Genomic DNA, 20025 nt, shown 5'->3' on the forward strand with positions numbered 1-20025 from the left:
TCCGATGCGCCAGAGCCTCCGTTAGCCAACCGCCTCCGCTGTCTCAAAGCATTCGACGACGGACAGTGTCGCCGGTTGTGTGTCCCCGCATCCCATTCGACGAACGTAATCAGCGCGTTAACCTGTTCGCACCGTGACCCGTCGTCAACGCGGGGATGCGGGTGCCCTGTTGTGGCAGGGTTGATGCTTTCCGGGCCGTTCATGATCCTGAACGCCAGCGTTCAACTGCGTTAACCCGCCCAGACGTCGTCGGACAGGGATCGCCCCTAACCCATTGAAGCATAACGAGTGGTAGTCTGGCGCGAAGCTTGCTTACCTCGGTGTTCATCATGCTCTCGCCCGATCTCATGCTCCCGCTTCCCCTCATCCTCGGCCTCGCTGCGGCGATGCTCGTGGCATGCCTGCAACCAACACGCGCTGCGCCGGTGGGGGCTGCCGCGGCGGCTACTTCATTCGTGGTCTATCTGGCTCTGGCGGGCGGCGATCCTGCCTCCGCGGGATTCTGGGCGGTGCCGTCCCTTGGTATTTCGGGCGGGCTACGGCTGGACGGGCTGGCGGCGCTGTTCGCGCTTCTCATCACCGGCATCGGCACCCTCGTGCTGCTCTACGCCGGAAGCTACCTCAAGGGTGATCCGCGCCTCACGCGCCTCGTGGTGCTGTTGCTGATCTTCATGGTGGCGATGCTCGGCTCCGTCACCGCGAACGACGTCATCACCCTGTTCATCTTCTGGGAATTGACGAGCCTCACCTCGTTCTTCCTCGTCGGCTATGACCACGAGAAGCCGGAGGCCCGGAAAGCCGCCCTGCAGGCGCTGCTGATCACCGGCGGCGGCGGCCTGGCGCTGCTTGCCGGCCTGATCCTGGTCGCCATTGCGGCGGAGACCACCAGCCTCACCGGCATCATCGCGGCGCGTGAGGCGGTGCTGGCGCACCCTGCGGCCGTGCCGGCGATGCTGCTGGTGATCCTCGGCGCCTTCACCAAATCGGCCCAGTTTCCGTTCCATTTCTGGCTGCCGAACGCCATGGCCGCGCCGACGCCGGTCAGCGCCTATCTTCACTCCGCCACCATGGTGAAGCTCGGTATCTACCTGCTCGCACGCTTCAACCCGGTCTATGGGTCGGAGGCGCTGTGGCAGAACCTGCTGACCTGGACCGGGCTGCTGACGGCGCTGCTCGCCGCGGTGCTCGCCTTCCGCGAAACCGACCTGAAGCGCGTCCTGGCCTACACCACCGTCACGGCGCTGGGCACGCTGACGATGCTGCTCGGCCTCGCGCCCGAATTGTCGGCCATGGCGGCGGTGACCTTCCTGACGGTCCACGCCCTGTACAAGGCGGCGCTGTTCCTGACCGCCGGCATCCTGGACCACGAGACGGGCACGCGGGACGCCTCCGCCTTGGGTGGACTGCGGGGGGTCATGCCCTGGACGGCCGCGGCCGCGGTGCTGGCTGCCCTTTCGATGGCCGGGCTGCCGCCCTTCCTCGGCTTCGTCGGCAAGGAAATTGTCTATGAGGCGGCGGTCGCGGCGGATGGCGGGGCAGGGCTGGTCGTCCTGGGCGCCTTCCTCGTCAACACCGCGGGCGTGGCGATCGCGGGCCTCCTGTCCTGGCGAATCTTCTTCGGTGCGCGACCCAAGACGCCGAAGGCGCCGCATGATCCGCCCATCGCGATGCTGGCTGGGCCGATCCTGCTCGCGTCGCTCGGCCTGGTGGCCGGACTGGCGCCGTCGCTGCTTGGTGGCTGGCTTCTGGATGGGGCCGCCGCCTCCATCCTCGGCCATCCGCCCACCACCTATCTGGCGCTGTGGCACGGCTTCACGCCGATCCTGGCGCTGAGCGCCGTGACGGTGCTGCTCGGGGCGGTGCTGACGCTGCTGTGGCCGCGCCTGATGCGGGGGTTGCAGGCCACGCGGGCGCTGGACCGGTTCGGCCCCGCCAATGCCTACGACGCCGCGCTGGCCGGCCTCGTTCGCACCGCGGATGCCACGACGGCCGCGGTCCAGCATGGCAGCCTGCGCGGGTACATGCAGGTGCTGCTGCTGGTGGCGGCGCTGGGTCCGCTGATTGTCATTGTCGCGCGCGGCGGCCTGGCATGGCCGGCGGAGACGGCGCTGGATCCGCGCGCGCTCGCCTTCGCCCTAATCGCCGCCGGCGGGGTGGCGACTGCCCTCGCAGCCGGCACTTTCGCCGCGGTGATGGCGCTGGGCTTGGTGGGTTTCGGGGCGGCGGTCGTCTTCCTCACCTTCGGTGCGCCCGACGTGGCGCTCACGCAGTTCACGGTCGAGGTGCTGCTGGTTGTCATCCTGGCAACCGTGCTGATCCGCCTGCCGATCCATGGCCGGGACAGGCGCACCACCCGCCAGCGGGGCACTGATGCGGGGGTTGCGGTGGCGGCGGGGGTTTCCGTCACGGTGCTGCTGCTTGCTGTTCTGGCGTCGCCCTTCGATCCGCGGCTCAGCACCTGGTTCGGGGAAAACAGCGTCCCGGCCGCGCATGGGCAGAATGTCGTGAACGTCATCCTCGTCGATTTCCGCGCCCTCGACACGCTGGGCGAGATCGCGGTGCTCGCCATTGCCGCCTTCGCCGTCATCGCGTTGCTGCGCGGTGCGGCGCGCCCGCTCCGCAGGGGAAACTGAGCCGATGCCCGCCTCCCTCATCCTTCGCGTCGCGGCGCCGCTGCTGCTGTGGATGCCCCTGATCGTGTCGTTCTACCTGCTGCTCCGCGGGCACAATGCGCCGGGCGGCGGCTTCGTCGGCGGCCTGGTCGCCGCTTCGGGCCTGGTCTTCTTCGCCATCGCGCGTGGCCAGGCAGCGGCGCTCTCCGTCATGCGCCTGCCGCCGGCGTCCTGGTGCGGCGTGGGTCTGCTGCTGGGGGGCGGCAGTGGCCTGCTGGCCTTGCTTGATCCCGCTTCCGGCTACCTGACGCACCTCTGGTGGTTCCCGGATCTGCCGGTGAAGCTGCCGCTGAACACCGCCTTCATTTTCGATGTCGGCGTCTATCTCGTGGTGATCGGGACGATCACGGCGATGGTCTTCGCCCTCGTGTCGGAGGATTGAGGCCATGGAAGCGCTTCTTGCCCTGAGCATTGGCGTGCTTGTCGCCGCGGCGGCCTATCTGTTGCTGGCACGCGATCTGCCGCGCGTGCTGCTCGGCTTCGTGCTGCTCGGCAACGCCACCAACCTGACGATCTTCGCCGCGGGCCGGATCGGCACCATGGCGCCGCCGCTGGTGGAGTATGGGGTGCCGACGCTGGCCGCTGGGGCTGCGAACCCGCTGCCGCAGGCCCTGGTGCTGACGGCGATCGTCATCGGCTTCGGCCTTGCTGCCTTCGCGCTGGTGCTGGTGATGCGCGCCTATGCCGAATTCGGCAGCGCCCAGGCCGAGGACATGGATGCGGCGGAGGGTCCGGACGAGCCGGTGCCGTCCCAGCAGGACCCGATGCCCGCGCAACGGGAAGCCGCGTGATGCGCCAGTTCCTCATTGTCGCGCCCATCCTGATTCCGCTCGCGGCCACCGCCGTCACGGCGCTGCTGTGGTCGCGCCCCGCGGCGCAGCGCCTGATTGGGCTGGGTGCCGCGGTTGCGCTGTTCGTCGCCACCCTGGCGGTGCTGGCAGAGGTGATTTCCGGCGGCATGCTGGTCGGGCAGATGGGCAGTTGGCCCGCGCCCTTCGGCATCTCCCTGGTTATTGACCATCTGGCCGCCGCAATGCTGGCGATCACCGGGCTGATGGGCCTGACCGTCGCGGTCTATGCCATGGGGCCGGGCGCGCAGGAGCGTGACCGCGCGGGCTTCCAGCCGCTGTTCCATGCGCTGCTGATGGGCGTCACCGGCTCCTTCACCACGGGCGACCTGTTCAACCTGTATGTGTGGTTCGAGGTGATGCTGATCGCCTCCTTCGGCCTGCTGGTACTGGACCGCACGCGGGAGCAGATCGATGGCGGCATCCGCTACGTGATGCTCAACCTGGTCGGCACCACCTTCTTCCTGCTGGCCATCGGGCTGGTCTATGGGCTGACCGGCACGCTGAACATGGCGGATCTGGCGCGCGTGGCGCCGGATATCGAGAACCAGGGCGCGCTGGCCGCGGTGGGCGTGCTGCTGCTGGTGGCCTTCGGGGCGAAGGCGGCGGTCTTCCCGCTGTTCAACTGGCTGCCGGCCTCCTACCACACGGCCTCCATGCCGGTGGCGGCGATCTTCGCGGCGCTGCTGACCAAGGTGGGCGTCTACGCCATCATCCGCGTCTTCACGCTGATCTTCGCGCATGACCAGGCGCTGTTCGGGCCGCTGCTCGGCATCATCGCCATGGCGACCATGGTGGTGGGCGTGCTGGGGGCGGCCTCGCATTACGATGTGCGACGCATCCTGAGTTTCCACATCATCAGCCAGATCGGCTACATGCTGGTGGGCGTGGCGCTGATGACGCCGCTCGCGATCGCCGGCAGCGTGCTCTACGTGATCCACCACATCGTGGTGAAGGCCAACCTGTTCCTGGTGGCCGGCGCCATGCAGCAGGTGAGCGGGACCTTCGCGCTGAAGCGCCTCGGCGGGCTTTACGCGGCGCGGCCGCTGCTCGGCCTGGCCTTCCTCATCCCGGCGCTGTCGCTGGCCGGCATCCCGCCGCTGTCGGGCTTCTGGGGCAAGCTGGTTGTCATCCGCTCCGGCCTGGAGGCGGAGGCCTATGTGCTTGCCTTCGTCGCCCTCGCGGTCGGGTTGCTGACGCTCTACTCCATGGTGAAGATCTGGAACGAGGCTTTCTGGAAGGCCAAGCCGGATACGGCGCCGGAGACGACACCCGACTGGAGCCTGGCGCAGCGCATCGCGACCTTCGCGCCCATTGTCGTGCTGTGTGGCGTCACGCTGACCATCGGCCTCTGGACCGAACCCTTCGCTGCCTTCTCGATCACGGCAGCCGAAAGCCTGCTCGACCGCGAGGCCTATATCGCCGCGGTGCTCGGCACCAACCCCGTCCAACTCACGGAGGCCGCCCCATGAAGCTCGCGCTTGCGTGGCTCCGCGTCGCAATCACCTTCATCGTGGAGTTGGCCAAATCCACCGGCGCCGTGGTGCGCGCGGTGCTCGGGCCGACGGAGCGGTTGCGCCCGGCAATCCTGGCGGTGCCGCTGGATATCCGATCTCCGGCCGGCAAGGTGCTGCTGGCCAATATCGTGACGCTGACGCCGGGAACCACGAGCCTCGATATCTCGGCCGATGGGCGCATCCTGTATGTCCATGTGCTCGACGCACCGGACCGGGATGCGGCGATCGCCGACATCAAGGCGACGCTGGAATCCCGGGTGCGGGAGGTGCTGCCATGATCTCGGGCCTGATCTACTGGGCGGCCGGGCTGGCCGCGGCCATCGTCGCCCTCGGTGTCGCCCCGGTCGCCTGGCGCCTTCTGGCGGGGCCGTCCTCGGCGGATCGTGCGATCGCCACCGACATGCTGGGCCTGCTCGGGGCCTGCCTCGCCGCGCTTGCCGCGGTGATCGCCGGGGATGCCGCCTTCCTCACCATCGCGCTCGGCATCGCGCTCGTCGGCTTCCTGGCCGCGGTTGCCTTTGCCCGGCTCCTGGAGCGCAGCGGCACTAGGCCCGCCGAAACCCCCCAGCGCGAAAGGGTCGTGGAATGAGCCTCTTCATCGAGATTCTCGCGGCACTCCTGCTGATCGGTGGCGCCACCGTCGTCGGGCTGGCGGCGACCGGCGTGGCGCGGCTGCCCGACCCGTTCAGCCGCATGCATGCGGCGGCCAAGGCCGGTGTCGCGGGTGCCGGCCTGCTGCTGCTCGGCGCCGGCCTTGCCTTCGGGACGACGAGCGCGATCCTCACCACGCTCGTCGCGGTCGTGTTCCTCGTGCTGACGGCGCCGCTCGCCTCGCACGCGCTCGGCCGCTCCGCCTATATTTCCGGCGCGCCGCTTGGCGCGGCGAGCGAGGCCGATGCTCTTGCGGGCATTCTTGAGCGCCGCGTCTTCGACCCCAACCCCGCCGCCGCCGCCGGGCGCAGGCTGCCTGCAAGCATCCCGCCCCGGGGCGACGCCGCCCCGGGCTACCGGCCGAGGGCGCTGCCGGGCAATCCGGCAGCCGGCGAACGGACGGGTGCCACGCCCGTACCGCTCCGCCGCATCCTGCTGTGCCTGCTCGGCGGCCCAGCGCAGCGCGATGCGGCGGCGCAGGCCGTGGAGCTGGCGCGGCCGCATGGCGCCACGGTGCTCGGTCTTTCGGGGGCAGGGCTGGAGCCGCGCAGCTGGCGCGGGCCACTGCCCATCGGGGGGGCCTACTGGGCCGAATGGCTCGCCTCCCGCAGCCGGTCGCAGATGCGCGAGGCCGCGGCGACGGCGCTGGCGGAGTTTCGCGAGGTTGCCGCCGCCAATCCGCAGGTCGAGACCAGCGCGCGGCATGAGGAAGTCGCCTCGGAGGACCTCATCCGGCTTCTGGCCGGCCAGGATCTGGTCATCGTGCCGGCCGGCGTCGGGCCACATGGCGCGGAGAGCGAGCTGGCGCATGAAACCGCGGCGGCACTTGCCGCGGCACATATCGTGCCCGTGCTGCGGGTCCGCCGGCGCCCGGATACGATCCGCGGCGTGGTGCTCGTGGTCGGCTCCTCGCCCGGCTGCGGGGCGCTGGCGGCCGGGCTGCTGCGGTCGGGGCTGTGGTCCTCCGCGCCCATCTCCATCCTGCCGGTCGGCGATGACCGCCGCGGGGTGCGGGAAATGGTGGAGGCGCAGGCCGCACTTCTGCAGGATCATGGGCGAGACGTCACCGTGATGGCGCCGATCGCCCTGGATTTCGAGGTGGATGACCTGCGCGGGCGCCTGGCCGGCTTCGACGCAGCCGTGGTGTCCGGCCTCTCGACGCGCTACGGAGGGGTCTTCGACAGCATCCGGGGCTGCGCCTTCGAAACCACCACGGAAACCGTGCCGCTCGTTCTTCTGCCCTGAGAGGGGAGGCGGCGCAGGGCGGCGGGGCCAGCCCGAATTGGAGTGACCGTGGAGCCTTCCAGGCCATGACGCCTGCCCCCGTCCGCCCCCCCGGGGTCGGCCCAGGGGTCAGCCCCGGGCCCAAGCACCTGCCGCGCCCCATCCTGCCCCCGGCCCTGCGGCTGCCGGCGGCGGCGGGGTTGATTGTCTTCGCGGTAGCCGTCGGCACCACCCAGGTTGCCCTGCAGGTCACCAACCGGCAGGCGGATCGCCAGCTTCAGCAGCTTGGCCAGGTCTATCTCGATGGGCTGGTGGCCAATGTGCGGCCCGGGCTGCAGGCACGCGATCCCGCCGACATTGCCGCCCGCTTCGCCCGCGCCTTCGGCGAACAGTCGGTGGTCGCCGAGCGCGGGCTTTTCGCCTACGCCGCGGATGGCGAGTTGCTGGCCCGGCACGGCGACCCCGCATTGCCGATGCCGGCGCCCGGCTTCCTGACGGGAACCACATGGGCGATCGATTCCGAGACCGGTGTGGCCTGGATCAGCGGTGGCGTGCAGGAGGATGCCGGCCCGGTCGGCCAGCTCGTCGCCGCACTCGATGTTGCGCCGATCCTGGCCGCGCGTGCGCGGTTGGCCTGGATCGTCGTGATGGTGGATCTGTTGCTGGCCGCGGCCTTCGCCGTGCTGACCGGGCTGGTGCTTCGCCACCTGGGTCGCCCGCTGCGGAAGCTGGTGCAGGAATTGTCCGAGGGCGCGCACCGCCCGCCCGCCCGGCTGCCGGAGACGCTGGTCGCCAGTTCCGACCCGCGGACCGCCCATGTGCTGCGCGCCTATAACCGCATGGCCGACGGCGTGCGGGAGCGGGAGAGGCTGTCCGCGGCGCTGGCGGAACGCGAACAGGCAGCCGCCTTGGGCCAGCTTGCCGCGACCGTCGCGCATGAGGTGCGCAACCCGCTCGGCGGTCTCGCCACCGCCGTCTCCACGCTGCGGCGCTTCGGTGACCGGGCGGAGGTGCGCGCGGAATCGCTCGGCTTCCTGGAGCGCGGGATCACGGCGCTGGAGCGGATCGTGACCGGCACGCTCGACGCCTACCGGCCCGGCGAGGACCGGCCACTGACGCGCGCGGATTTCGAGGATCTGCGCCATCTGGTGCGCCCGGCGGCGGAGCGGCGCGGCGTGACGGTCGTTTTCGATCTGGACCTGCCGCAGGGCGCCATCGGCCTCGGCTCCGGCGGGGTACGCCAGGTGCTGTTGAACCTGCTGCTGAATGCCTGTGCCGCCACGCCGCCGCAGGGCGTGGTGGGGTTGCAGGCCAGGATCCTGCAGGGCGATCTGGTCTGCGAGATCACCGATGAGGGTGCGGGTCTCGACCCGGCCGAGGCGCTGCGGCTGTCGGACGGGGCGGCGTCGGAGCCAGGCTCCCGCCGCCTCGGGCTGAGTGTGGTGGTCTCGCTGCTCGGCAATCTCGATGCCCGTGCCTCGGTGGCCGAGCGGCCGACCGGCGGCACCGCCATTCGGCTGGCAATCCCGCTTGTGACCCCGCTGGGCGCCCCAGGCGCACGGGAGGACCGGGCGTGAGCGGGCCGAAGGTGGTGCTGGTGGTGGAGGACGACCCGGTTCTGGGTCCGGCCCTGGTGCAGCGCCTGCGGCTCGAAGGCTTCCGCCCCCGCCTGGCCGCGACCGGGGCGGAGGCGCTGCGGGAGGCGGCGGCGCTGCGCCCCGATGCGGTGCTGAGTGATATCCGCCTGCCGGACATGTCGGGGGAGGCGGTGTATCTGCGCCTGGTGGCGGATCTCGGCGCATTGCCCGCCGTGTTCATGACCGCCTTCAGCGAGGTGGCGCAGGCCGTGCGCCTCGTCCGCGCCGGGGCGCGCGACTACCTGACGAAGCCGGTTGATGTGGACCGGCTGGTCGAGGCGCTGGGCGCCGCCATGGCCGACATCCCGGCACAGCGGATCAAGGCGCCCGGACCCTCGCTCGGCATCTCCGCCGCCATGCAGGAGGTCGAGGCGCTGATGCGCAAGGCGGCGCGGGTCGATGCGCCGGTGGTCTTCACGGGTGAGACCGGTGTCGGCAAGGAAGTCGCGGCGCGCTTCCTGCACGCGGTCTCGGCCCGGGCGGATGAGCCCTTCGTGGCGCTGAACTGTGCCGCCATCGCGCGCGACCTGGCCGAGAGCACGCTGTTTGGCCATGAGCGCGGCGCCTTCACGGGCGCGGTGGCCCGCCAGGTCGGTGTGGTGGAGCGGGCCGGCGCGGGCACGCTGCTGCTGGACGAGATCGCGGAACTGTCGCTCGACCTGCAGGCGAAGCTGCTGCGGCTGGTGCAGGAGCGGAGCTTCCTGCCGCTGGGCGCCGCCGCGGAGCGTCCCTTCGCCGCACGGCTGGTCTGCGCCACCCATGCGGACCTCGCCGCCCGGGTGCGCGCGGGCAGCTTTCGCGAGGATCTCTACTACCGCCTGCACGTCATCCCGGTAGAGGTTCCCCCGCTGCGCCGACGCACGGAGGACCTGCCCTGGCTGGCGGAACGGCTGCTGGCCGAGGCCGTGGCGCGCTTTGACCTGGGTGCGCGCCATCTGGCCCCCGCTGCCCTGGCGAGCCTGGCCGACCATGACTGGCCGGGCAATGTGCGGGAATTGCGCAACCGTATCGAACGCGCGGTGGCCCTGGCGGAAGGCGAGGAGATCGGCGTCGCCGACCTGTTTCCGGAAGGTCGCCTCGACGACAGTGCCGGGCCGGGTGGGGCGTCCCGGCTCGGGGCGGCGATCGATGGCGCGACGCGCGACGCGATCGCCGAGGCGCTGCAGCGTGTCGGTGGCAACCGGGCGGAAGCGGCGCGGCGGCTTGGGATTTCCCGCACCACGCTGTGGAAGCGGATGCGGGAACTTGGCATGGCGGCGGACTGACCGACGTAGCCGGAGGACGGGAGAGATCGGCCGAGAGCGCCCCTACGCGCCCAATGCGATCCCGTCCCGCTGCGGGTCAGCCCCGCCGTGGCAGGCACCGTCCCGGATCAGCACGCCATGCGGCGCACCGAAGGCGTAGCTCTGGTAGGATCGCGCCACCGGATAGCCCATTGCGCCCAGCGCATCCGTCACCCGGTGCGGGACGCGGTTGGCGACATCGATGGTGTCACTCAGCGCCACGATGCGCGGCGCAGCCACCGCGTCCGACATGTCCATGTCGAAATCCACCACATTGCTGATCGCCTGCGCCAGCGCCGGCACGATGTAGGTGCCGCCCGGCGCGCCCAGCACCATGGCAATCCTCTCGTCCCGGAACAGGATGGTCGGCGCCAGGGCGCTGCCGCGGCTTTTGCCCGGTGCGATGGAGGCGGCGCGGCCCGGGCGGGGATCGAAGCCGCTCATGCAGCCATTATACATGAAGCCCAGCCCCGGCGTGATGGCGCCGGAGGGAATGCCGAGCGTGTGGGTGAGGGACACCGCATTGCCCTGCCCATCCACCACGCAGACCACGGTGGTATCCGGCGGGGCCTTCGGTTCCTCCGCGCGCGGCACGCGGGCCTTCTCCCCGGCGCGGATGCGCGCCGCCAGGGCCTCGGCATGTTCGGCCGAGAGCAGCCGGTCGAGCGGCACATCGACGAAATCGGGGTCGCCCATATGGGCGTCCTTGTCGATCGTCATCCACTTCATGGCTTCCGCCAGGATGCGCAGATGCTCCGGGCTGTTGTGCTCCAGCGCGCCGAGGTCGAAGCAGCCCATGATGTGCAGCAGCTCGATCAGCGATCCGCCGCCGGCCGGCGGCGGGTTGGAGGCGACGCGCAGCCCGCGATACATCCCCCAGCAGGGCGCCTTTTCCCGCACCCGGTAGGCTGCCAGATCCTCCAGCGTCACGCCGCCTCCCTGGGCTGCCATGTCGGCCGCGATCTCGTGCGCCATGTCGCCGCGATAGAAGATCTCGGCGCCGCCCTCGGCGATGCGTTCCAGGCTGCGCGCCATGTCCGGGTTGTGCAGCATGTCGCCCGGGCGCTTCAGCGTGCCGTCGGCGCGGAAATAGACCTGCCGGCCGGTTTCGCTGAATCGCAGCTTGTCGGCGACATTCACCTGGCCGTCGCCGCCGTGGTCGATCGCCCAGTAGTAATGCATGTAGGGCCGAACCATCACGCCGCGACGCGCCTGGCCGATCGCGGGCTGCATCACCTCACGCAATGGCATGCTGCCGAAGCGGGAAAGCGCCTCCGTATAGCCTGCGACATTGCCCGGCGTGCCGACGGCGCCGTAGCCCCGGTCATTGGCCTGGTCGCGCAGCAGGAAGACGAAGCCGTCGCGGGACTGGCCGATGAATTTGTCGGCCCACATTCCGGGCGTCGCGGAAAGCGGCGCCCTGCCGAAGAACTCCAGCACCGTGTGCACGCCGCGCGAAGGCATGCAGATCTGCATCGCGCCGAAGCCGCCGATGCCGCACATCTGCGGATCGACGACGCCCTGGCTGAAGGCGCAGGCGATGGCCGCATCCACCGCATTGCCGCCCTGGCGGAGGATCTCCACCCCCGCCTCCGCCGCCTCCGGCTGCGCCGCGACCACCATGCCCCGCATCGTGTCTCTCCCCTTCTTGATACACGCGGCCAGCAAAGCTGGCCGAGGCGCCGAACGGCGCCCGCCGCCGATGCGGCGAAGCCATTCGGGGCGCCGCCCCGAAGCCGGAGGCCGCGTCCGGCGCTTGAGAAATTACGAGTACTAATCCGGCGTGATGCCCGAGGCGCGGATCACCGGCGCCCAGGCGGCAATTTCCTGCCGCACGAATGCCTGCGCATCCGCCAGGTAGAGACGCCCGGCAGTGGTCGAGGTCTCGGCGAAGCGGCGCTGGACGTTCGGGCTGGCCTGCGCGCCGCGCACCGCCTCGGCCAGCTTCTCCAGGATCGGCCGCGGCGTGCCGGCCGGGGCGGCGAGGCCAGCCCAGCCATCGGCCACGACCTCCGGGTAGCCCAGCTCGCGGAAGGTCGGCACATTCGGGAAATCCGGGGAGCGTTCCGGCGCCGTGGTCGCCAGCGCCCGCAGCGCGCCGGAGCGGACATGCGCGCTGGTCGCGGTCAGGCTGTCCACCACGCTCGGCACCACGCCGGCCATGAGGTCCGTGATCGCCTGGGTGGAGCCGCGATAGGGCACATGCTCCAGCGGCGCGCCCGTGGCCGCCGCCAGGCGCATGCCCAGCAGATGCGCGACGCCGCCGGCGCCGGAGGTGCCGTAGAACATCGGGCGGGCCTTCGCTGCCGCCACATAGCCGGCGACATCGCGGATCGGCAGGCTGGGGTTCACGCAGAGCAAATAGGGCGTGCCCATCATGATGGCGATGTGCTCGAAGGAGGTGTCCGCATTGTACTGGATGCGGTCCCGGTACAGCGTCTGGCCGATTGCCATGCCGCTGATGGTGGTGATCAGCAGCGTGTAGCCATCCGCGGGCATGCGCGCGACATAGGCCGAGCCGAGGGTGGAGCCGGCGCCGCCGCGGTTTTCCATCACCATGGTCTGGCCCAGCGTGGCCTGCATTTCCTGCGCGATGACGCGGGCTGCGATATCCGTGGCACCGCCCGCGCCGAAGGGCACGATGACGCGGATCGGCTGCGCCTGCGGCCAGGGCGTGCCCTGGGCGGCGGCGGGGCGGGCGAGCAGCGGCGTGGCGGCCGCGAGGGCGGCGGCCTGCAAGAGCTGGCGGCGGGTGGTTCCGGCTTGCATGGTCAGGTTCCTGTGGCTTGGGGGGGATTCGGCGATCGGATCGTGCCGGTTTCGGCGAGGATCAGGAAGGCCGGCATGGCAAGCTGGGCGAAGCAGCGCACCAGCATCAGGTCATCCTCCGTGTACCAGCTGGAGCGATGCATCAGATTGACCTGGCCCAGCGTGCGGCCCTGCCAGCGCAGCGGCGTGTTCATGGCGCTGCCGCAGCCGAGCGCCGTCGCACCGGCATGGTCCGGATAGCTGGCCCGCAGTTCATCCTCCGTGCGGATCAGGATGGGCCGGCCATGCTGCATCAGCTCCCGCATCCGTGGTGCGGCGGAGGCCAGCTTGCGGCCACCGACCGGATAGGCCTCCGGCAGGTTGGACCAGACCCGCTCCGCCTCCCCACCCGCATGGTGCACCTGCATGGTGCACAGGATGTGCCCGACAGCGCCCGCCAGCGCCGCATCCAGCGCGGCCAGCGTGGCGCCGGGCTGCGCCGGCTCGGCCTGCGCCAAAGCGAGGCGGGTGAGGTAGGGCAGGGGGTGGGCGCGCCGGTTCATGCTGCCGCGCATATCGGACTCATGCATGGGCAGCACCTGGCCCGCAGGGCCGCAGCGGCAATTCCAAGGCCGAGGCCCGATCGCCGCCGCGCAGCAGGGTCAGGCGCGGCGGCCGGCCATGCGGCACCTGCGCCGCGTGGTCGGCATCGGCGCCCGACACGGACAGTCGGATGCGGCTGCCCTGGCGGAACACCCAGGCTGTTGGCAGTAGCGGAATGCGCAGGCGCGTGACCTGGCCGGGCACTAGCGGCGCCGCATCCTCGCGGCGAAAACTGCGGAAGGGCCAGGTGGTGCGGTAGGACTCCGGCGCCGGGCTTTCCTTGCGGTGCAGGGCGCGCAGCAGGCCCTCTGTCACGTAGCGGATGCTGCCATCCGCCTCGACTTCCGAGAGATAGACGAACAGGGCTGCATCCGGCTCGCTCGATTCCAGCCAGAGATCGGCCAGGCCGTGCCCGGCCAATTCCATGTCCTGCGCCAACGGGGCGGAGGACCAGCCAACCAGCCCCGCCTGCCGCTGCCCCCAATCCGCGTAGTAGGTGGTGCTGTTGATGCCGGCGATGCGCTCATACCGCGTGCCGTCGCCGCTGCCCCAGGCGAAATCGGCATGCGTCGCATCCTGCCCCGCAGCCCCCGGTGCCTCGGCCAGCGCGCCCTCGGCGGCGAGGTACAGGCGCTGCGTGGCCTCCACCGGCGGCCAGGAGTCCGCCGCGCGCCAGGCCTCCGCATGCAGGCTGAAGAAATGCACCGGCGCTTCCCGGTCCAGCCCGGTATCTCGCCGCAGCAGGTAATGGTCGAAGAAGCGCAGCACCGCGCCGAGCAGGTCAAATTCCGGCGTCTGATCCCGCCGCCAGGGGGAGACGTTGCAGCGCGCCCCATGATCCCACGGCCCCAGGATCAGATGCACCGGATTGTCGCGCAGCGTCAGGAAGCGGGAGATCGCGCCATTGGCGTAGCCCGCCCCATCCATCCAGCCGGACATCGCGAGCACCGCCACATCCGGCCGGATGCCGGCGCCGACCGAATAGGGGCTGAAGGAAGCCGAGCTGAAGCCCGCATCATAGGGCAGCGGGTCCTCGCGGAAGCGGAACTCCGCCATGAAATCCGGCTGCCGAAAATTGCCGGCATGCTCGCGCAGCGCCTCCGCCAGCAGGCTGCCATCCGCATCCTCATCCACCGGATGCGGCCCGGCGAGATCCGGGTTGGCGTAGTAAACATAGTTCCGCAGCAGGTCGCGCCGGTCGTGGTCCATCGCGACCATCAGGTCATCATAGCTCTTCGCGAGCTGCTTCATGGCGATTCCGCCCGGGTAGTAGTTATCCGCATAGGTGTCCCACACCGCGAATAGCGGCGCGATCGCCTTCACCGCCGGGTGCCCGGTGCTGGCCAGGAAGTCCGACGCCGCGCCGGGGTAGGAGATGCCGGTGGCGCCTACCTGCCCATCCGACCAGGGCTGCGCCACCACCCAATCCGTGATCTCCCGCGAATCCTCCCGCTCCCGCGGCGAGCGGAAGCTGTCGCGCGTGCCGAAGGAGGCGCCGGTGCCGCGCACATCCACCACCACCACCGCATAGCCGCGCGGCACCAGATGGCGCACGAACTTGCCAGCGTTCGGGATGGCGTCGCCCTGGCCACCCTCGCGCAGTCGGAAGCGGCGGTAATAGGGCGTCAGGATCAGGATGGCGGGCACCGGGCCCGTGGCACCCTCCGGCCGCCAGACATCCACCGCGATGCGGCAGCCATCGCGCATGGTGAGGTAGCGGGAGGCCGGTGCCTCCGGCAGCGCGAAGGCCACTTCGCGGGTGGCTGCGTAGCTGGAAGGCGCCAGGCGCCAGGCGGCGCCGGTCTGGTCTCGGTCGGACATGGTCGCAGCCTCGCTGGAGCCGGGACATCGGCCGTGTCACCGGTCCGTCATCCATGCGCGCCGCTGCACTGCTGCGTCAAATGCGTTATGGGTGCCAGGATATGCGATTTCCGCACAGGAAGAAGGGACAGGATGCACAACCTCCGGTCGCTGGATGCGCTGCGTGCCTTCGTCGATGGCGGCTCCGTCTCCCAGGCCGCGATCCGACTGGGGCGCACCCAGCCGCAGGTCGGGCGGCTGCTGGCGGCGCTGGAAGCGGATCTCGGCTTCCGGCTGTTCCACCGCGAGAACCGTCGCCTGACCCTGACGGCGGAGGGGTTGCGCTTCTACCGGCAGGCCGAGCGGGTGCTGGCCGGGCATGATGGGTTGCAACGGCTGGCCGCCGGCATCCGCGAAGGCCGCAGCGACCGCCACCTGCGCGTGCTGACGGCGCCGCAGGTGGCGAGCGTGGTGCTCGGCCCGGCGCTGCGCGCCATGGCGGCGCGGGTGCCCGACTTCACCGCACTGATCGACACGCGCATCCGCCTGGATGCCGAGACGGTGGTGGAGCAGGAGCATTTCGACCTCGGCGTCACCGTCCTGCCGCTGGCCCACCCCAAGCTGAAGGTGGAACCGGTCTGCGCGCTGGAGGCGGTGGTGGTGATGCGCCGCGACCATCCCCTGGCACAGCTTCGGCAAATCGGCTTGGCCGATCTGCTGGCGCATGATCTGGTGGTGACGCATGAACGATCCCTGCTGCGGCAGGGGCTGGAGCGGCATAGCCGAGAGGCGGGGCTGACCCCGCGCCCACGATTCGAGGCATCGAACGGCGTGGTGGTCTGCCAGCTTGTGGCGCAGGGGCTGGGCGTGGCGCTGGCGGACCCCTTCGTGGTGCTGTCCAACCCGGCGCCGCAACTGGTCATGCGGCCCTTCGCCTGCTCGATCCCGGTCCCCTACGGCCTGTTCTTCCCCGCCTGGCAGCCGCGCCCCGGGATCGTGGACGACTTCGCCGCACTGGTGGCCGAGACGGCGCGGCGCGAGGCCGCTTCGCTGCGGCGCAGCCTGCGCCGGCGGGCGCCGGATATTGCCGGGATGCGCGGCGCGGCGGAGACTGCGGCGCCACAGGAGGAACCGTACGAATGAAGCTCACCGTCTCCCCCAACAGCCCCTATGTCCGCAAGGCGATGGCCTGCGCCATCCAGCGCGGCATCGACGGCCGCATCACCCCCTGGGCGGAGGCCGGCAAGGACCCGGCGCTGCTGCAGCACAACCCGCTGTCGAAGATCCCGACCCTGGTCACGGATGATGGCCTGTCGCTGTATGACAGCCCGGTGGTCTGCGAATACCTCGACAGCATCGGCGATGCGCCGAAGCTGTTCCCCGCCGCCGGCCCGGCGCGCTGGACCGCGCTGCGGCAGCAGGCGCTGGGCGACGGCATCATGGATGCGACGCAGCCGCGACGGCGGGAGATTGCGCTGCCGCTGGATGAAGGCCGCCGGACCTATATCGAGACGCAGCAGGGCAAGGTGACCCGCGCCATCGATGCGCTGGAGGCGGAGGCGGAGACGCTGGGCGCGCTGACGACGATCGGCGAGATCACCATCGCCTGCGCCCTCGGCTACCTCGATTTCCGCTACCCGAATGAGCCGTGGCGCCCGGGCCATCCAAAGCTGGAGGCCTGGTACGCCAAGGTCGCCGCGATGCCCGCCATGGCGCGCACCGCCCCGCCCGCCGGCTGAGCCTTCAGCGCGCCACGGCAGACAGGCCGAGCCGCCGTGCCGTCTCCACCGGCCCGGCGGCGGTCAGGCCCTGCATGTCGCCGAAGCTGACCGGCTGCGGCGGGCGCAGGGTGAATTCCAGTTCGCCCGGCTGGCGGATGAAACTGGCCAGCGCCTCACGCACCGACAAGAACGGATCAGCCGGGCCGGCTGCCTGGGGTGCCGACCCCTGGGTTGCCGCCCCCTTGGAACTGCCCGCCGGGGGCGCTGCCGGGGCCGCGCCCTTGCGCGCCGGGGCTGGGGCCGGCGCCGCACGGCCGCGCGGTGCCGCGGGCGCGGCGCCCGGGATCGGCATGGCGAGCGCCATCTGGGCGAATTGTTCGCGAAGCTGCGCCTCCGGCACCCCCTGGCTGCGCGCCTGCTCGGCCAGGACGCGGCCAACCAGACCCTCGTCGCGCAGCGACAGCGTCAGCCCATGCAGCCGGGCCTGCAACAGCTGCGCCAGGAACGCATCATCATCCTGCTCCTCGCCCGGCCGGGGCAGCGGCATTCCGGTCATGTTGCTCCGCAACGACAGGCTGGCCGCCCGGTCCCAGCGTAGCCCGATGGGCGCGATATCCAGCACGCCACCCTCCCGCCGTGCCGAGGCGCGCAGTTCCAGGCCGCCGGCGATCTCGCGGTAGCCATGCTGTTCCAGCCAGGCGGCGGTGCCGGCGGGCAGCGTCACCCGCAGGCCCTGCAAAGTCATGCTGGTCTCCGCCAGGCCGGTTGCATCCATCGAGCCATCGATCGCAGTGCGGCCGAGGGTGAAGATCGGCTGGCCACCCGCCTGTGCCGACAGCCCTTCCAACACCACGCTCTGTGGCGTGCCCACCACCGGGTCCGGCATCTGCACCCCATCCATCAGCGCGATGGTGGTCCCGGCCATGTCGATGCCCTGGGAGGCGATGCGCCCGATGCGGACATCGCCGGCGCCCAGCGCCCCGAAGGGGGCGGCCACCCGCACCCCTTCCACCGCCAGGTCGGTCAGCCGGCCCGGCACCCAGTCCCGCAGCGCGAAGCGGCCAATCGCCAGATCCACCTGGTTGTCCGGCTCGCGCAGCTCCGCCCCTTCCAGCGTCAGAAGCTGGACGGAGAATTGCCGAGGGTCCGGCATCGATCCATCCAGCGGCGGCAGCACCATGGATTGCACCGCGGCGCGGCCGAGGCGGAAGGCGAGGGCGCCGCTGCCGCTATCGCGGAAATCGACGCCTTCCAGTGACGCCGCGCCGAGCACGCCGGGGCCATAGCCCTCCAGCGTGGCGCGACCGACGGTCAGGTTGCCCGGCTGGCCGGTGCCGCGCAGCGCCTCCAGCTCCATCGCGCCAAGCTCGAAGGTGGACAGGCTGAAATCCTGGCCTGCCGGCGGCAGGGACATGCCGCCGAGCACCAGGCGGGCGACCTCGAAGCGGTCCTCCGCCGTGCCGATATTTGTGACCAGCAGGATGGAGCGCGCCTCCGCCCGGCCGAGCCGCTTTTCCGTCACGTCCTGGAGCAGCAATTCGGTGACGGAAATGCGCTCTGTCGGCGCCGTGATGGTCAGGTCGCCAAGTCGCGCACGGCCGGTGACCGGGTCCACCTGCCGCAGCCCGACCGCCAGCCGCGCCTCCGGCCCGAAGGCCAGCCGCAGGCGTTCCAGCGCGGCATCGAGCTGGCGCTCGGCTTCCGCCTGGGCAACGGCGCCGGCACCGGCCAGGGCCAGGGCGCCGGTGAAGGCGCCGGTAAAGACGAGCATGGCGAGGCGGCGGCGCATGGCAGGCTCCCGGGATGATTTGGCCGCCAGCCTATCCAGGATGCCCGGCGCAGGTCCAATGCCGCGCATGGCGGATGGTTTCGGGGTGTTTCACCGGCGTGGAGATCAGGCTGGTATCGCAGGGTTCAGCGGCCGCACCACCAGCCGGTCGATCCGCTGGCCACGGCGTTCCAGCACCCGCAGCACATAGGGACCGATGGAGACCTCCGTGCCCACCTGCGGAATGCCACGCTGGCGCGCCGCCACCAGGCCGCCGATCGTCGCCGCCTCATCCTCCGGCAGGTCCCAGCCGAGCTCGCGGTTGATGTCCCGCACCCGCAGGTCGCCGCGGACCTCGACCTCGCCATTCTCGGACAGGTCGCCGAGGATGGCCTCGCCGCGCTGCACGATCTGGCCGACCACGACCTCGACGATATCCTCCAGCGTGACGATGCCCTTGAGGGAGCCGTATTCATCCAGCACCATCGCCATCTTGATCGGCGCCTTGCGGAATTCCTGAAGCTGTTCGCGCAGCGGCCGCGTCTCGATCACCAGGGAGGCGGGCTGCGCCACCGCGACGAGGTCCATTTTGGCCGTATCGCCCTGCGCCGTCTGCAGGGCGCGCAGCACGTCCCGCGCATGCACCACGCCCAGGATCTCCTCCCCATCCCGGCCCCAGAGCGGGAAGCGCGCATGCGGGGAGGCGAGGACCTTGGCCAGCATCGCCTCCGGCTTCTCCCCCGTGTTCAGGGCGACGACGCGGGACCGGTGGGTCATCACGTCCCGCACCGTCATGTCGTCCAGCGACAGCACGCCGCGCAGCATGCCGCGTTCCTGGCGGGCAGCGAGATCGGCCGGGCCCTGGTGGCCCATGCCGTGCAGGTCGATGGCGCCGAGCAGCTCATCTTCCGTGATGCCGGGGCGCTCGGCTTCCGGCGTCTTCACGCCGAACAGCCGCAGCGTGCCACGCACAACCAGGTTCACGAGGTCGGCGACCGGACCAAGCACCTTCATGGTGGTGGACAGCACCGGCACCACGCGCAGCGCCGCGGCATCGGGCGACCGCAGCGCCAGCGTCTTTGGCAGCACCTCGGAGAAGATCACCAGCAGGGCGGTCATCACCAGGGAGGCATAGGCAACGCCACCCTCGCCGAACCAGGAGATCAGCAGCGCGGAGGCGAGCGCCGTGGCGGTGGTGTTGACCAAGTTGTTGCCGACCAGGATGGCCGCCACGACCCGGTCCTTGCGCTCGCTCAGCCGGCTGAGGGTCCCAGCGCGGCGGTCGCCTTCCTTGGCGCGCCGGGTGACGAAGGCGCGGCTGGCGGCGGTGAAGGCGGTCTCCGTACCGGAGAACATGGCGGAGGCACACAGCAATGCCAGGATGACCCCGAGCATCACCAGACTGGTTCCGTCCATCGACCGACACGACCTCCGCCACGGGAGCGGCCCGGGCCGCGAGATACGGCCGGGTGGCTGCCGGATGAAAAAGCTACCACAATCCTGGCCGGGCTTGCAGGGGGCGGGGCGGGGTGGCGCCACACAAGGTCGCGGGC

17 protein-coding genes are annotated in these 20025 nt (G+C 70.8%); 11 read left to right on the forward strand and 6 right to left on the reverse strand.

What is annotated here, in order from left to right:
- The first annotated feature begins 455 nt into the window (after positions 1–455).
- The 9 genes from mbhE to ACFHNC_RS04300 all read left to right on the forward strand — a co-directional run bounded on the left by mbhE (position 456) and on the right by ACFHNC_RS04300 (position 9814).
- On the forward strand, positions 456–2633 hold the full coding sequence (gene mbhE / locus ACFHNC_RS04260) for a hydrogen gas-evolving membrane-bound hydrogenase subunit E (protein WP_437167975.1): 2178 nt from the start codon (positions 456–458) through the stop codon (positions 2631–2633).
- 4 nt (positions 2634–2637) lie between these two features.
- Positions 2638–3054 (forward strand): MnhB domain-containing protein, encoded by a 417-nt coding sequence (locus tag ACFHNC_RS04265; RefSeq protein ID WP_437167976.1) that lies wholly within the window; start codon positions 2638–2640, stop codon positions 3052–3054.
- Positions 3055–3058: 4 nt separating this feature from the next.
- Positions 3059–3463, forward strand: a complete 405-nt coding sequence (locus ACFHNC_RS04270; RefSeq protein WP_437167977.1) for an NADH-quinone oxidoreductase subunit K — start codon at positions 3059–3061, stop codon at positions 3461–3463.
- Complete coding sequence (locus ACFHNC_RS04275; RefSeq protein WP_437167978.1) at positions 3463–4992, forward strand: Na+/H+ antiporter subunit D; 1530 nt, start codon at positions 3463–3465, stop codon at positions 4990–4992. The genes ACFHNC_RS04270 and ACFHNC_RS04275 overlap by 1 nt, the downstream gene beginning before the upstream one ends.
- Complete coding sequence (locus ACFHNC_RS04280; protein WP_437167979.1) at positions 4989–5315, forward strand: Na+/H+ antiporter subunit E; 327 nt, start codon at positions 4989–4991, stop codon at positions 5313–5315. The genes ACFHNC_RS04275 and ACFHNC_RS04280 overlap by 4 nt, the downstream gene beginning before the upstream one ends.
- Complete coding sequence (locus ACFHNC_RS04285) at positions 5312–5626, forward strand: monovalent cation/H+ antiporter complex subunit F (protein WP_437167980.1); 315 nt, start codon at positions 5312–5314, stop codon at positions 5624–5626. Before ACFHNC_RS04280 ends, ACFHNC_RS04285 begins: the two co-directional genes overlap by 4 nt.
- On the forward strand, positions 5623–6933 hold the full coding sequence (locus tag ACFHNC_RS04290; protein WP_437167981.1) for a monovalent cation/H(+) antiporter subunit G: 1311 nt from the start codon (positions 5623–5625) through the stop codon (positions 6931–6933). Before ACFHNC_RS04285 ends, ACFHNC_RS04290 begins: the two co-directional genes overlap by 4 nt.
- A 65-nt stretch (positions 6934–6998) precedes the next feature.
- On the forward strand, positions 6999–8489 hold the full coding sequence (locus ACFHNC_RS04295; protein WP_437167982.1) for an ATP-binding protein: 1491 nt from the start codon (positions 6999–7001) through the stop codon (positions 8487–8489).
- On the forward strand, positions 8486–9814 hold the full coding sequence (locus ACFHNC_RS04300; RefSeq protein ID WP_437167983.1) for a sigma-54-dependent transcriptional regulator: 1329 nt from the start codon (positions 8486–8488) through the stop codon (positions 9812–9814). Before ACFHNC_RS04295 ends, ACFHNC_RS04300 begins: the two co-directional genes overlap by 4 nt.
- A gap of 42 nt (positions 9815–9856) precedes the next feature.
- Here the strand turns inward: ACFHNC_RS04300 and ggt are convergent, their stop codons facing one another.
- The 4 genes from ggt to ACFHNC_RS04320 form a co-directional block, all read right to left on the reverse strand.
- Positions 9857–11464, reverse strand: a complete 1608-nt coding sequence (gene ggt / locus ACFHNC_RS04305; RefSeq protein ID WP_437167984.1) for a gamma-glutamyltransferase — start codon at positions 11462–11464, stop codon at positions 9857–9859.
- A 141-nt stretch (positions 11465–11605) separates the two neighbouring features.
- Entirely contained in the window at positions 11606–12601 is a 996-nt protein-coding gene (locus ACFHNC_RS04310; protein WP_437167985.1) for a Bug family tripartite tricarboxylate transporter substrate binding protein, read from the reverse strand.
- Between the two features lie 2 nt (positions 12602–12603).
- A complete protein-coding gene (locus tag ACFHNC_RS04315) occupies positions 12604–13170 on the reverse strand; it encodes a GAF domain-containing protein (RefSeq protein ID WP_437167986.1) in 567 nt (188 codons plus the stop codon).
- Complete coding sequence (locus ACFHNC_RS04320) at positions 13163–15004, reverse strand: CocE/NonD family hydrolase (protein WP_437167987.1); 1842 nt, start codon at positions 15002–15004, stop codon at positions 13163–13165. The genes ACFHNC_RS04315 and ACFHNC_RS04320 overlap by 8 nt, the downstream gene beginning before the upstream one ends.
- Positions 15005–15136: 132 nt before the next feature.
- Between ACFHNC_RS04320 and ACFHNC_RS04325 the strand changes: the two genes are divergently transcribed.
- Positions 15137–16126, forward strand: a complete 990-nt coding sequence (locus ACFHNC_RS04325; RefSeq protein WP_437167988.1) for a LysR family transcriptional regulator — start codon at positions 15137–15139, stop codon at positions 16124–16126.
- Positions 16123–16722, forward strand: a complete 600-nt coding sequence (locus ACFHNC_RS04330) for a glutathione S-transferase N-terminal domain-containing protein (RefSeq protein ID WP_437167989.1) — start codon at positions 16123–16125, stop codon at positions 16720–16722. Before ACFHNC_RS04325 ends, ACFHNC_RS04330 begins: the two co-directional genes overlap by 4 nt.
- A 4-nt stretch (positions 16723–16726) precedes the next feature.
- On the opposite strand, the gene ACFHNC_RS04335 is transcribed toward ACFHNC_RS04330, so the two are convergent.
- Both ACFHNC_RS04335 and ACFHNC_RS04340 read right to left on the reverse strand, forming a co-directional pair.
- Positions 16727–18493 (reverse strand): hypothetical protein, encoded by a 1767-nt coding sequence (locus tag ACFHNC_RS04335; RefSeq protein WP_437167990.1) that lies wholly within the window; start codon positions 18491–18493, stop codon positions 16727–16729.
- 105 nt (positions 18494–18598) lie between these two features.
- Positions 18599–19888, reverse strand: a complete 1290-nt coding sequence (locus tag ACFHNC_RS04340) for an HlyC/CorC family transporter (RefSeq protein ID WP_437167991.1) — start codon at positions 19886–19888, stop codon at positions 18599–18601.
- Positions 19889–20025: the final 137 nt, after the last annotated feature.

This window comes from Falsiroseomonas sp. E2-1-a4, assembly GCF_051433165.1.
GTDB lineage: Bacteria > Pseudomonadota > Alphaproteobacteria > Acetobacterales > Acetobacteraceae > Falsiroseomonas.

What these genes read in the sequence shown, in the direction of transcription:
- ACFHNC_RS04265 (WP_437167976.1), top strand. Translation starts at nt 2,638, where the DNA reads ATGCCCGCCTCCCTCATCCTTCGCGTCGCGGCGCCGCTGCTGCTGTGG.
- ACFHNC_RS04270 (WP_437167977.1), top strand. Translation starts at nt 3,059, where the DNA reads ATGGAAGCGCTTCTTGCCCTGAGCATTGGCGTGCTTGTCGCCGCGGCG.
- ACFHNC_RS04275 (WP_437167978.1), top strand. Translation starts at nt 3,463, where the DNA reads ATGCGCCAGTTCCTCATTGTCGCGCCCATCCTGATTCCGCTCGCGGCC.
- ACFHNC_RS04280 (WP_437167979.1), top strand. Translation starts at nt 4,989, where the DNA reads ATGAAGCTCGCGCTTGCGTGGCTCCGCGTCGCAATCACCTTCATCGTG.
- ACFHNC_RS04285 (WP_437167980.1), top strand. Translation starts at nt 5,312, where the DNA reads ATGATCTCGGGCCTGATCTACTGGGCGGCCGGGCTGGCCGCGGCCATC.
- ACFHNC_RS04290 (WP_437167981.1), top strand. Translation starts at nt 5,623, where the DNA reads ATGAGCCTCTTCATCGAGATTCTCGCGGCACTCCTGCTGATCGGTGGC.
- ACFHNC_RS04295 (WP_437167982.1), top strand. Translation starts at nt 6,999, where the DNA reads ATGACGCCTGCCCCCGTCCGCCCCCCCGGGGTCGGCCCAGGGGTCAGC.
- ggt (WP_437167984.1), bottom strand. Translation starts at nt 11,464, where the DNA reads ATGCGGGGCATGGTGGTCGCGGCGCAGCCGGAGGCGGCGGAGGCGGGG.
- ACFHNC_RS04310 (WP_437167985.1), bottom strand. Translation starts at nt 12,601, where the DNA reads ATGCAAGCCGGAACCACCCGCCGCCAGCTCTTGCAGGCCGCCGCCCTC.
- ACFHNC_RS04315 (WP_437167986.1), bottom strand. Translation starts at nt 13,170, where the DNA reads ATGCATGAGTCCGATATGCGCGGCAGCATGAACCGGCGCGCCCACCCC.
- ACFHNC_RS04320 (WP_437167987.1), bottom strand. Translation starts at nt 15,004, where the DNA reads ATGTCCGACCGAGACCAGACCGGCGCCGCCTGGCGCCTGGCGCCTTCC.
- ACFHNC_RS04325 (WP_437167988.1), top strand. Translation starts at nt 15,137, where the DNA reads ATGCACAACCTCCGGTCGCTGGATGCGCTGCGTGCCTTCGTCGATGGC.
- ACFHNC_RS04330 (WP_437167989.1), top strand. Translation starts at nt 16,123, where the DNA reads ATGAAGCTCACCGTCTCCCCCAACAGCCCCTATGTCCGCAAGGCGATG.
- ACFHNC_RS04335 (WP_437167990.1), bottom strand. Translation starts at nt 18,493, where the DNA reads ATGCGCCGCCGCCTCGCCATGCTCGTCTTTACCGGCGCCTTCACCGGC.
- ACFHNC_RS04340 (WP_437167991.1), bottom strand. Translation starts at nt 19,888, where the DNA reads ATGGACGGAACCAGTCTGGTGATGCTCGGGGTCATCCTGGCATTGCTG.